Origin of the sequence: Pedobacter alluvionis, assembly GCF_003664035.1 — a bacterium.
GTDB lineage: Bacteria > Bacteroidota > Bacteroidia > Sphingobacteriales > Sphingobacteriaceae > Pedobacter > Pedobacter alluvionis.
Genome location: NZ_RCCK01000010.1, coordinates 1,182,382 through 1,195,457, shown reverse-complemented (window position 1 = coordinate 1,195,457; position 13,076 = coordinate 1,182,382). Strand labels below are relative to the sequence as shown.

Sequence of the window (13,076 nt, the reverse complement as noted above, 5' to 3'; positions counted from 1 at the left end):
TAACCAAGAAGCAGACTCAGGACTAAAGACTCAATGACTACCCCTCTATCCACCTCACCTTTTCTTCCATCGAAGTTCGGTTCGGCGTCCAGGGTTTTTCGTTATGATAACCCATGTAAAATAAGCCAATGCATTTTTCATTTTCACCCAGACTTAAGAAATCACCTAAATCGTCAATTAATGGCGGGGAACTCCAATATGCACCAACCTGTAAACTTTCTGCAGTTAAGGCCATATTCTGAACCGCGCAGGAAACCGCAGCCAACTCTTCCCACTCAGGTATTTTACCACTTACCTGCATATTGATAGCAATAATACAATCAGCCTGGCTCGTTTTTTCGGCAAAACTATCATACTTTTTCTGAAGAAAATGTTGAGGAGAAACCAACTCTTTATATAGTTTACCAAGTTCCTCGCCAAGTTTTGCCAATCCAGCTTTTCTGATGACCACAAAACGCCATGGTTGCGTTAATTTATGTGTTGGTGCGTAATTGGCTGTTTCTAAAATCTGGTTGATTACCTCAACCGGAATTTCTTTTTTGATATAGCTGGCAGGAAAAATACTGCGACGTTCTTTTATAACTTTTGAAACGGTATCGTATGTTGTACTCATTTGGTAAAAATAGCTAAAAGCTCAAAGACTAAAGCTGAAAGAGAAAAACAAATTTGAAATCAATTAAAAGATTTGACGCTATGTTAACTGAAAATAAGATAGAAGCCGGAAGGGTGAGCGTTTTAAAACTGTAAATTGATAACTGTCAACCGCGAACTGATAATTGCTTCCTGATCTGTTTAACTTTCGCAAAGAAGCCTATGCTTTCTTTGTCTACCAGAAAATCCATAGTTTGTAACAGCTCCTCCTTAATCCAATTGTGCCTGGTATTTAGATTAGCTAAAATGTTTAAACAATGTGATTTAACAGCTACCGGAATCTTTTCGTCGATTAACCATGCAAAAACAACCTCTACCAGATGATCGGTATCATAACCGGCAAGAATTTTCTTGATTTCCATAGAAGCATTTTTCCTGGTCATAAAAGCCAGTATTTTAACATAATGCCTCAATGCAGATAAATTGCTTTGTTGCGGAAATTTCTCCAAAAAATAAAGCGCATAGGGCAGAAATCTTTGCTGATGCTTAGCAAATACATTTTCCAAAATCCATGCGGCCCGAAACCCGATCTGCTCATCATGATAAAAACTTAAATCGATCAGGTCTTTTACCGAAAAGGTATCTTCTGAAGCGATGGCTGCTAATTTTTCTACTTTGCTTTTCTGAAGGGTGGTTTTTATGGTTTCGAGCAAGGAGTGGTTAAGCATGCAGCTAAAATAAACTTTTTGCTGGAGAGAAACAGATTAAATCCCTATCAGAAATTCTATTTTTTTGCTACAAATTACCTTAAGATAAGTAGTAATTCCCAACTTGATTGGAAATCTAAAGCTTGCATTAAGATTCCCGCATGCGCGAGAATGACGTACCCCCACTTTGAAACAGTTTACTAAAATCAATATATTAATGTTCCGTAATAAAAGATTTATTTCAATTGGCCAGAAGCTTCGCCCCTTTGTAAATAAACCCGGTAGTAGCGAACACGGAGTGCAACGCAGTAAAGCGGATAACGGGACTGCCTGAGACACAAAGTACCTAGCCCTTCATTTCCCAATCCTTCAAACTTTATAACTTTTCAACATTCAAACACATTTCAACTTTAAACCTTTCAACATTCTAACCTCCAAACCTTTCAACAATAAAACAATCAAACAATTAAAGACTTTCCTACCCTCAACCTTTTTCCCTATCTTTGCGGCTTATTTCAATTATAGCATGATTTCAGTTTCTAATTTATCATTACGGTACGGCAAACGCACATTATTTGAAGATGTTAACCTAAAATTTACCCAAGGCAACTGCTATGGTGTAATTGGGGCTAATGGCGCAGGTAAATCTACTTTTCTTAAAATTTTATCAGGAGAAGTGAATCAAACCTCTGGCAGTGTGGCTTTTACTCCAGGTGAAAGAATGGCCGTTTTAAAGCAAAACCATTACGAATTTGATGAGTTTTCGGTATTAGAAACCGTAATGATTGGCCATAAAGAACTTTATGCCATCATGAAAGAGAAAGATGCCATTTATATGAAAGAAGATTTCTCTGAGAAGGATGGTGAACGCGCCGGAGAGCTTGAAAATCTTTTTGCAGAAATGGATGGCTGGAACATGGAAAGCAACGCGGCAACGATGTTGAGCAATTTAGGCATAACTGAAGATAATCACTACAAATTGTTAAAGGAGCTGGATAATACACAAAAAGTACGTGTTTTATTAGCACAGGCCCTGTTTGGCAATCCGGATATTTTATTACTGGATGAGCCTACCAACGATTTGGATATCGAAACCATTGCCTGGTTAGAAAACTTCCTAGCCGATTATCAGAACATTGTTTTGGTTGTATCTCACGACAGGCACTTTTTAGATGCGGTTTGTACGCATATCGTAGATATCGATTTTGCCAAAATGAGCATCTACACCGGTAACTATACTTTCTGGTACGAATCTAGTCAGCTGGCATTAAAACAACGCAGCGACCAGAATAAGAAAATGGAAGATAAGGTAAAGGAGCTACAGGAATTTATCCGTAGGTTCAGTGCAAATGCCTCTAAATCAAAACAGGCTACTTCCCGTAAAAAAGCTTTAGATAAAATAGATATCACCGAAATTAAAGCATCGAGCAGAAAATATCCGGCCATTATATTCAATAATACCGGTCGCGAGGCTGGAGACCAGATTTTACAGGTTGATGCTTTAGGCAAAAGTGGAAATGATGGTATTTTATTCGACAAAGTGACCTTTATGGTAAATAAAGGAGATAAAATTGCAGTGATATCTCAAAACAGTTTAGCTACCGCAGCATTTTATGATGTTTTAACGGGAAGAGATACAGACCATAGAGGCGAATTTAAATGGGGCGTTACCATTAGCACCGCAGATATTCCGAATGATAACTCTGAATATTTTGCAGGTAAAGATGAAAACCTGGTAGATTGGTTACGTGAGTACTCTGGTACCGATGCCGATGAACAATTTGTACGCAGCTTTTTAGGTCGAATGTTATTCTCAGGCGAAGAAGTACTTAAAAACGTAAAAGTGCTTTCAGGAGGTGAGAAAATGCGTTGTATGTTCTCCAGAATGATGTTACAACAAGCTAACTTATTAATGTTTGATGAGCCAACCAATCACCTGGATCTTGAATCTATTGAGGCACTGAATAATGGCATGAAAGATTTTAAGGGTGCCATATTATTCACCTCACGAGATCACCAGTTAACAGAAACCGTTGCCAACCGCATTATCGAAATTACACCAAAAGGTACTATTGATAAGTTGATGACTTATGATGAATATATCAACAGCAGTGATGTTGCCAAATTAAGGGAAGAAATGTACGCTTAATTTTACGCTTAAAATATTGTTTAAAGCCGCATGAAAACCATGCGGCTTTTCTTTTGCAAAAAAAATCAGCACTGGTGTAGCGTTTTCATTCTGTTAATCGTTTTACAAGAAAAAAGCGTTAATGGCCATTAACCAACTTTGTTTAAAGATTGATTTAAAACATTAAAATGAAAACGGATTTGAAAAATTTTAGCACTACGACAAAAATTATACTCTCTCTCCTGGCTATAACTTTAACCATAACTGCCTGCAAAAAGGATTTTAACAATGATCCGATAGAAGCTGCAGGTATTGGCTTTATTCATGCATCACCAGGAACGGCTGCGCTTGATTTTATATTGGATAACCAAAAAATAAACAGCTTTACCTATACTAAAGATCTTGGCTATTATGCTGCTTATCCGGGAATAAGATTGGTTGGTGTTGCAAAAAAGGATACTTTAAAATATTTAACCACTGCTAACGCTACCTTAAAATCAGGATCATTTTATTCGGTTTTCGTAGTAGATACCTTAAAATCTACAAAACTTTTAATCCTTGAGGATGATTTAAAAGCACCTGAAACCGATAAGGCTAAAGTTCGTTTTGTAAACTTAAGTCCGGGTTCTGCACCATTTGATTTGGGCATTGCAGGTACAGATACACCATTATTTGCCGCAAAAGCATTTAAAGAGTTCACTACTTTTAGCAATATTACACCAAATGACAGCTACACTTTTGAATTAAAACAAGGCGGAACAGTTAAAGTTAGCTTGCCAGCAGTTAAAATCGAAAAAGGCAAAATTTATACCATCTGGGCTAAGGGCTTATCAAGCAAAACCGATAGTACGGGCGTTGGCTTATCAGTGATGACGAACAAATAAAATATTCACTCTACCTGTGAAAGCGAAAATAGACACTGCCCAAAAACTGGGTGGTGTTATTTTTCTTAAATTTGCAATAATTAATCATGATAAACCTTTAATAAATAGTCCTTTACGGGGGTGATAAAAAAAATACTCAGTTTTGAGGAAATTTTAAAAGGCTGTGTAAAAAACGACAATAGCTGTAAAGAAATGATGTATAAATCATTTTACGGCTATTTAATGGGCATAATTTTAAGGTATACCAAGAATACTTCGGATAGTGAAGAGCTTGTAAATGATAGCTTTATCAAGATTTTCAAACATGTTGGTGGCTTCAAAGCACCAAAGAATCCGGAAGAATTACAAAGATCATTTAAAGGCTGGATTGCCCAGATTGCTTCGCGGACGGCGATAGACAAGATTCGGAGTTCGAAAGTTCAGTTCTATGTTGATGATTTAGCAGAAAGCGAACATCCGGCTACCCAGGTTTCGATTGCTTCGGAACTACACGTTAATGATATTTTGAATTTACTAAATCATTTACCAGATACGCAGAGACTGGTATTTAACTTATATGAAATTGAGGGCTTTGCCCACGATGAAATTTCGAAGATGTTAAACATTCCTGAAAGTTCCAGTCGTGTTTACCTTACACGTTCTAAAAATAAGTTACGTACCCTTTACCTAAATACCATGGTTAATTCATACGAAAAAAATGGATAAGGAATTAATTGAGCATATTACTGCGCAACTCCAAAACCATGAGGAAGCTTATTCTAATGGTGCATGGGAGCGCTTTTCGGAGAAAAAAAACAAGAGACGAGGCATTGCTTACTGGCCTTTGTGGGCTGCTGCTGCCTTAATTTTAATCTTCGGAGGTGTATTTTTTGCACAAAATAATATAGATCAGAAAAAACAAGTTTTGGTAATTAAGCCTAAAGCGCAGCAAATCCCTGCAGCCGATGGAAATACAAATGTAGTTACTGAAACTAAAACCAATCCAACATCATTAAACAACAATGCAACTGCTGCAAATAATATAGCTACCATTCGTTCAACAAAAATTACGGAAAACCTAAACCCATTATTATCTCAGGAGACCAGTTATCCTCTTATTAATACAGCAGAAGAATTAACTCCCGTAAATAATAATCTTTTGGATAGTAAACTTGCTGGTGTTAATCTTTCCAACCTGAAATCCAAACAGTTCAATATTTTAACGGAGAACAAGAAACCTCAACCCGGTACACAAACAAATTTCGAAAAGTTGCTTGCTCAGGATAGCTATGCAAACCAACAAAAACCAGCCGATAAAGTAAGTGGTAACTCTAAATGGCAGCCTGATGTATACGTTGCCCCTGCTATGGGTAATGACAATAAGGTAACCATGAATTATGGATTTTCTTTGTCGTATGCCATCGCCAACAAATTATCAATAAGTTCTGGCGTATCGTATGCCTCTATTAGTACAACAGAATCTTTAGATGCTTCTGCACCACAAACCTTATCAGGCAAAAACCTGGCATCAGTTGATGCCAAAGTGCGTGGAATTAATGTTCCATTAGAATTAAAATACAATATCAATGATAAACTTTATACCAATATTGGGGTTTCTGCACTTGCTGTTTTAAATAATTCGCAGCAAAACAGCTATATTATAAATCAGGTTCAGAGTTTCTCTTCTCCGGCAGTAAATGGTTATGCAGATTCGAAAACCTTAATTGTGAAAGAAAAAACTGTGGAGCCTCAACCTGAAGCGAATTTAGATCCTGATAAATATATCGGATTCTACAATTTCTCTTTGGGCTACAAACAAAAAATATCCAAAAAGAATAACATTGCTATCGAGCCTTTTTTAAGGTTGCCCATGAAAACTTTCTCTAAAGAAAACCTTAACCTTACCAATGGTGGACTGCGGTTGAAAATTGATTTTTAAAAAACTAAGATATTTAGTATATTTGGTTAAATACCTCATATGAAAAATATCAAGCCATACCCTACCGAAGATGAGCTACCTCCAATTAAAACCCTTAATGAGGTAGATTTTTCTGCTATTTACAGTTATGCAGATTATATGCGCTTTGAATTTGAAGAGCGCTTAGAGATTATTAAAGGCTACATTTTTGAGATGAGCCCGGCCCCTTCCAGGATGCACCAAAAAATATCAGGAAGAATTTACGTACCAATTTACAATGCATTGAATGGTCATCAATGCGAAGTGTATTCAGCGCCTTTTGATGTGCGTTTAGCCAAGAAAACTCAGGATGACAGAGAAGTTTTTACTGTTGTGCAACCCGATATCGTGGTGGTTTGTGATCCGACTAAACTGGATAAGCGTGGCTGCATTGGCGCACCAGATATTGTTGTCGAAATTTTATCGCCAGGCAATAACAAAAAAGAACTGATTAACAAATATGAAGTCTACGAAGAAGCAGGCGTTAAAGAATATTGGATTGTAAGTCCTTCGGATAAATCATTTTTCAGGTATATCCTTGATGATAAAGGCAAGTTTCAACCGACAAAACTACTCACTGAGGGCGAAGAGGTAACCACAACGATTATACCAGGTTTAAAACTTATCCTAGAAGAGGTTTTTCAGGATTAAAACAAAAAACATGAAGCCATATCCAACTGAAGATGAACTACCTACATTTAAGACGCTTAACGAGGTCGATTTTTCTGCAACCTACAGTTATGCAGATTATTTGCGCTTCGAATTTGAGGAACGCTTAGAAATTATTAAAGGACACTTGTTCAAAATGAGTCCTGCTCCTTCTCGAATTCACCAGGGTATTTTAGCCAATATTTTTGGACCAATTTACAATGCGTTAAATGGAAAATCCTGTCGTGTCTATTCCGCTCCTTTTGATGTCCGTTTAGCCAAGAAAAGTGTAGATGATAAAGAAGTTTTCACTGTAGTGCAACCAGATATTGTGGTGGTTTGTGATCCGACTAAACTGGATAAACGTGGGTGTATTGGCGCACCGGATATAGTTGTCGAGATTTTATCACCTGGCAACAATAAAAAAGAGCTGATCAACAAATATGAAGTTTACGAAGAAGCAGGCGTTAAAGAATACTGGATTGTGAGTTCTTCGGATAAAACATTTTTCAGGTATATCCTTGATGATAGTGGCAAGTTTCAGCCTACCAAACTGCTCACTGAGGGCGAAGAGGTTATCACAACGATTATACCAGGCTTTAAACTTATTTTAGAAGAGGTTTTTCAGGATTAGAACAAGGATATTTAAACGAAAGAAGTCAAGTTTAAATAGCAAAGCTGCTATTTAAAACTTGACTTCTTTAAAATCGTTTATATTAACTAGTGACCTGAATGACCATCAGCTCCGTGAGCATGACCATGAGCCAATTCATCTTGAGTAGCTTCGCGTACATTTAAAATCACACCGCTAAACACTAAATTTTTACCCGCCATTGGGTGATTTAAATCTACTGAAATGGTTTCGTCGTGAACAGCAGTAACACCAGCTCTAAACTGGTTACCATTGTTATCTTGCAATGGAATCACATCACCAACGTTTGGCAATTCGCCACCAGCTTCGGTAAACATTGTTTTTGGAAGATCGGCGAAAGCTCCCGGATCGATATCACCATAACCATCTGCAGCAGATAGTTCGAAGCCATATTCATCACCAGTTTTTAAACCGGTTAAGTGTTCTTCAAATTTAGGCAACATCATGCCAACGCCATATAAAAATACTAAAGGATTTTCTTCATCAGCTTTTTCTACAAAAACTTGTTGTCCTTCTTCGTTAGTAGTATGCAATTCGTAAGTTAACGCTACTACAGAGTTTGGTGAAATATTCATTTAAATTAATTTATTGTAAATACTCTAATGCGTCCTCAACAGTGTTAACCGGCAACTGGCATACTTTATTTCGGCAAATATAAACTTTTGTTTCATTGCTTTGCTTACCTTTTAACAGCGGTAAGTTACTTTTTGTTCCACCCAATGTAATTTTATTCGGAATATAATGCCCGCTTAATTCTAATTTAACAACATCCGTTTCTAAACCGGTAATGGCAATTTCATTTATGCCATAAATTTCATTCAGTAATTGAATGGCCCAATTTGAATAGGCAGAGCCATAACTTTTAATCTTCGGATGAACCGCAGCAAGCATTTCAGAAGCTTTTTCATTATATTTTTCAATATCAAAAAGCAATCCCAGTTTTTTTAAGTTTTGTGCCATTACGGAGCTCGAAGCAGGAATTACATTGTCCATCACTTCATGTTTGCGGGCAATTAAACCTTCACTTTCGGCAGAGGTATAAAAAAACATGGGTGAATCCGGATCATAAAAATTAGCGATTACATAATCAGTAAACGATTTAGCTTCTTCCAGCCATTTTTCATCAAAATCATATTCGTATAATGCAATTAAAGCTTCGATAAAAAACGCGTAATCATCTAAAAAACCTGTAATAGATGCTTTTCCGTTTTTATAGTTCCGGTATAAACCTCCTTTTTCCGATTTTAGGTGAGTTAAGATAAAATTAGCCGCAGCAGAGGCCTTTTCATAATATTGATTGTGACTTAAAACCTGAGCCGCATCGGCCAGTGCTTTAATCATCATACCGTTCCATGCTGTTAAACATTTATCATCTAAACCTGGCCTGATCCTTTTACTCCGCACAGCCATTAATTTTGTTTTAGCTGCGTTTACCTTATCATAAAGTACCTCAGCCGTAATATCAAATTTCGCAAGTAAATCATCATCGCTGATGGTTTTGCGCAGGATATTGGTTTGTTCTTCTTCCCAATTACCATCTTCGGTAATGTTGTAATAAGCACCGATTAATTGGGCATCTTCTCCTAAAACCTGATCGAATTCTGCTTTATCCCAGATGTAAAACTTGCCCTCTACTCCTTCGCTATCCGCATCTAATGCCGAATAAAACAATCCATCTGCAGAAGTCATCTCATCAGAAACCCAATTTACAGTTTCTACCACGGTCTGTTTAAAAGAATCGAACTTAGTACATTGATAAGCTTCAGCATACAAACTAATCAGTTGTGCATTATCGTAAAGCATCTTCTCAAAATGCGGTACATGCCATTTATCATCAACCGAATAACGGGCGAAACCTCCTCCAATCTGATCGTAAATACCTCCCCTGCTCATTTCTTCGAGCGTATGACAAACAACTGTAAAAACCGATTCATCATCTTTTAAAAAGCCATAACGCAATAAAAAGACCCAATTATTGGGTAAGGGGAATTTCGGTGCACGATTATAACCTCCGTAACCAATATCGAAATGGCGTTTCCAGGGATCGATAATTTCAGTAAGGTGATCGTTAGTGTATTCTTCTGTTTCAAGCGCTGGAATTATCTTTTCACTGTCTTTAATGCCTGAAGTTAGGCGCTCCGCATATTGAATGGCCTTATCGGGTTCGTTTGCCCAAAGTGCAGCAACATTTTCCAGAATATTAATCCAATCGTTTTTCCGGAAATAAGTGCCTCCATAAATTGGGCGTTGATCTGGCAAACAGATGCAGTTTAAAGGCCAGCCGCCACTACCTGTCATGAGTTGAATGGCATACATATAAATCTGATCAATATCCGGACGTTCTTCCCTATCAACTTTAATGCATACAAAATGCTGGTTCATCACTTCGGCTACTTCATGGTTTTCGAAACTTTCGCGCTCCATTACATGGCACCAATGGCAGGCCGAATAGCCAATGCTCACCAATATGAGCTTATTTTCTGCTTTGGCCTTTTCTAATGCTTCTGCCCCCCATTCATACCAATTAACAGGATTGTGGGCATGCTGTAATAAATATGGTGATGAAGCGTGGATTAAGTTATTGGTTTCAGACATGACGGGTTATATAAACGTAAGCGGGAAAATGGAATTTTTATTTCGAGGCGTAAATCTATTAATATTCTACAAACCTGTTTCGATTTAGTTTTTGTTTTTATACTTTAGTTGGAAATCTATAAGATGAATGGAATTAGTTGCAAAACGAATTATTTAATCAAAAAATTGACGCAAAGCGTCAAGAATTGAACCGGACAAACTGTACTACCCTTGATTAACAAACCTCACACCTTTTACCTTCAACCCTAAAAAATGAAAATCACCCATACCGAAATATACCGATTTAGCATACCGATGGAGCCCTTTGTTATTGCAACCGGAACCATGCATTTTGCACAGAATGTGTTGATCAGGATTTATACTGATACAGGTATCCACGGCATTGGAGAATGTTCTGCTTTCCCGATGATTGTTGGTGAAACACAGGAAACCTGTATTGCGATGGCCAAAGATTTCGCAGCGATTTTAAAAGGTAAAGATCCTTTAGAAATTCCGGAGCGGATGAACGATTTATTGGGTTATGCCGATCATAACAATACCATTAAAAGTGCTTTCGATATGGCTTTGTTTGATATTGCAGCAAAAGATGCCAACTTACCCCTGTATAAATTTCTTGGTGGAACAAAACGCACCATTGAAACCGATATGACCATTGGCATTGATACACCGGAGGGAATGGCCACTACAGCTCTGAAATATAAAAGCCAGGGTTGCCGCATCTTAAAAATTAAGCTGGGTAAAAAAGTGCATGATGATATAGAAAGGGTAAAACACATCCGCGAAGCGGTAGGTGAAGATTTAACCTTACGCCTGGATGCCAATCAGGGCTGGAGTTTTGATGACGCTTTATTTGCATTGGGCGAACTGGAAAAATATAATATTGAGTTCTGCGAACAACCCATGCGCACCTGGTATGATGATAAATTACCCGAGCTGAATGTAAATTCGCCAATTAAATTAATGGCCGATGAAAGCTGTTACAACCACCACGATGCCCGAAAACTGATCAACAGCCAGTCTACAACCTATTTAAACATTAAATTTTCGAAATCCGGGGGAATTTTAGAAGCGCAAAAAATCCATGAAGAAGCCTTAAAACATGGTGTAAAATGTATGATTGGCAGCATGCTCGAAACCAGGATTGCTTTAAGTGCCAACCTGCATTTTGCCTTGGCCAGTCCTAACGTTGAATTTTTTGACTTAGATACAGCGCTACTGGGGCATTTAGTTGATCCGGTTGTTGGTGGACTAACCTATAATGGTTACTTTCTTGATGTTCCCGAAGAAATTGGTATCGGCGCCGAAGCAGATGAGTTTTTCTTAGAGAAATGTGAAAGCTGGACGGTTTAGCATGATAGTTTGGAGTTGAGCGTTTGGCGTCGATTAACCGATTTAAACAATCAAGTTATGAGATCAATTACCGATTCATTAACGACCTATTGAACCTGCTAAGCAGATTACTTCCCTGAAAGATCGGGACAGGCTGTCGGCTGAAAAAGCCTTCTTATAATGATATCTATGTAAACAACTGATATTCAGTATTATTTTTTGACCATATAAGACATTTAAGGACCATATAAGCTTACATGTTCTTATATTTCTTATATGGTGTTAATCCCTAAAGGATTATTTAATGAATTAGATTTTCTTAGGTGTCTAAGGTGGTTAATTAAACAGCGTAGTCTTTAATTAACCACCTTAGATATCTTAACTCAATGAGTTTTACAGGATGCAAAATCTTAAACCCTAATAAGTTAGAAAGCGCATACAGGACCTCATTCCTATTTTTTTCAGGCCACTGGCCTAATAGGTTACTCTCAATGACGAAAACGGTTATGCATCACGCCTAATGAACTAATAGCCTATCCAACGCCAAACTATCACCATTAAAAGCATTAAAATCAACCACATGGCCTATACCATTAATTTTAGCTTTATCAGAATGCTGCCAAAATTTCCAGCGGCTTTTATCCATTCTCAACTTTGGTTGATAATAATGGGCAATCCACAAAGGATAATCATCAAAATGATCAGCTAAATAATCTTCGTAAAATTTAAGCCCGGTATAAACAATGGGTCTCACCTTGGTTTTCATTTCTACATAATTGAGAAAATCAGAAAGTTCTGCCCTCATTTTTAGCGGAGAAACACCATCTAAAGATTCAATATCCACAACTGGTGGTAAATCACCCTTCTCAATATTTACCACTTGTAAGAAAAATTTAGCCTGCGTTTTACCGTCCTTTTTAGGCCTAAAAAAATGATAGGCGCCACAAATAATCCCTGCTTTTGGGGCTTCACGCCAATTGCGTTGAAAATACGGGTCAACCAGCATCAATCCTTCTGTGGCTTTGATAAAGGCAAAACGGATACTCACCTCGTCTTCCTTCATTTCCTTTACTTTTTGCCAGTTTATTTTACCCTGATAGTAAGAAACATCAATGCCGTGAACGGTATATTTCTTTGGGATCTTGATGTTAAAACTTTCGTAAGTTCTGTAATTCGGGTCTTGCCCCCAGTCTTTAACCCAACGCCAGGTAGCCGCAAAACTTCTTAATACATAGCCGTAATAAAATGGAGAAAGCAAAATCAACAATAAACCTGCAATAACCAGTTTAAGCTGAACGGAAAGCACAGCTTTCTTTTTTCTGCCTGTTGTGGGTTTTCTGGTTGCAGGTTTCCTAACGGCAGGTTTTCTGGCAACCGGACTTTTATTTATTGGGGTTCTTTTATCTGGAGGCATGGGTTATTAATGCCGCTAAGTTGAGGAAAATAAATAAGTGTTTATATTGCTTTGAATATTTTTTAAAAAAATTTGGTCATAAAAAAGCCTCCTGATTTGTGTACAAGAGGCAACCCAAATGTTTTCACAACGGAATAATCCTTATTGTGATTTGCTTTCGATATCAAAGATAAAATTTATTTTAATATTCGG

Annotated in this window: 12 protein-coding genes; 7 read left to right on the top strand and 5 right to left on the bottom strand. The window is 37.4% G+C overall.

Going from position 1 to position 13,076, the window contains the following annotated elements:
* Positions 1–37: 37 nt before the first annotated feature.
* Both BCL90_RS05335 and BCL90_RS05330 read right to left on the bottom strand, forming a co-directional pair.
* Positions 38–613, bottom strand: a complete 576-nt coding sequence (locus BCL90_RS05335) for a nitroreductase family protein (RefSeq protein ID WP_121282964.1) — start codon at positions 611–613, stop codon at positions 38–40.
* A 145-nt stretch (positions 614–758) separates the two neighbouring features.
* Positions 759–1,319, bottom strand: a complete 561-nt coding sequence (locus BCL90_RS05330; RefSeq protein ID WP_121282963.1) for a hypothetical protein — start codon at positions 1,317–1,319, stop codon at positions 759–761.
* A gap of 505 nt (positions 1,320–1,824) precedes the next feature.
* Between BCL90_RS05330 and BCL90_RS05325 the strand changes: the two genes are divergently transcribed.
* The 6 genes from BCL90_RS05325 (at position 1,825) to BCL90_RS05300 (ending at position 7,528) form a co-directional block, all read left to right on the top strand.
* Entirely contained in the window at positions 1,825–3,447 is a 1,623-nt protein-coding gene (locus BCL90_RS05325) for an ABC-F family ATP-binding cassette domain-containing protein (RefSeq protein ID WP_121282962.1), read from the top strand.
* Positions 3,448–3,614: 167 nt separating this feature from the next.
* Entirely contained in the window at positions 3,615–4,310 is a 696-nt protein-coding gene (locus BCL90_RS05320; protein ID WP_121282961.1) for a DUF4397 domain-containing protein, read from the top strand.
* 120 nt (positions 4,311–4,430) lie between these two features.
* Positions 4,431–5,015 carry an RNA polymerase sigma factor gene (locus tag BCL90_RS05315; protein WP_121282960.1) on the top strand — a complete coding sequence of 195 codons (585 nt, stop codon included), beginning with the start codon at positions 4,431–4,433 and terminating at the stop codon, positions 5,013–5,015.
* Positions 5,008–6,228 (top strand): outer membrane beta-barrel protein, encoded by a 1,221-nt coding sequence (locus BCL90_RS05310; protein WP_121282959.1) that lies wholly within the window; start codon positions 5,008–5,010, stop codon positions 6,226–6,228. Before BCL90_RS05315 ends, BCL90_RS05310 begins: the two co-directional genes overlap by 8 nt.
* A 39-nt stretch (positions 6,229–6,267) precedes the next feature.
* Positions 6,268–6,897, top strand: coding sequence for a Uma2 family endonuclease (locus tag BCL90_RS05305; RefSeq protein WP_121282958.1), 630 nt, complete (start codon positions 6,268–6,270; stop codon positions 6,895–6,897).
* Positions 6,898–6,907: 10 nt separating this feature from the next.
* A complete protein-coding gene (locus BCL90_RS05300) occupies positions 6,908–7,528 on the top strand; it encodes a Uma2 family endonuclease (RefSeq protein WP_121282957.1) in 621 nt (206 codons plus the stop codon).
* 86 nt (positions 7,529–7,614) lie between these two features.
* On the opposite strand, the gene BCL90_RS05295 is transcribed toward BCL90_RS05300, so the two are convergent.
* Positions 7,615–8,121, bottom strand: a complete 507-nt coding sequence (locus BCL90_RS05295) for an FKBP-type peptidyl-prolyl cis-trans isomerase (protein ID WP_055905862.1) — start codon at positions 8,119–8,121, stop codon at positions 7,615–7,617.
* Positions 8,122–8,131: 10 nt separating this feature from the next.
* Entirely contained in the window at positions 8,132–10,141 is a 2,010-nt protein-coding gene (locus tag BCL90_RS05290; protein WP_121282956.1) for a thioredoxin domain-containing protein, read from the bottom strand.
* Between the two features lie 252 nt (positions 10,142–10,393).
* On the opposite strand from BCL90_RS05290, the gene BCL90_RS05285 reads away from it, so the two are divergent.
* Entirely contained in the window at positions 10,394–11,491 is a 1,098-nt protein-coding gene (locus BCL90_RS05285) for a mandelate racemase/muconate lactonizing enzyme family protein (protein WP_121282955.1), read from the top strand.
* Between the two features lie 496 nt (positions 11,492–11,987).
* On the opposite strand, the gene BCL90_RS05280 is transcribed toward BCL90_RS05285, so the two are convergent.
* Positions 11,988–12,884: a glycoside hydrolase family 25 protein gene (locus BCL90_RS05280; protein WP_121282954.1), complete on the bottom strand. Its 897-nt coding sequence runs from the start codon at positions 12,882–12,884 to the stop codon at positions 11,988–11,990.
* Between the last annotated feature and the right edge of the window lie 192 nt (positions 12,885–13,076).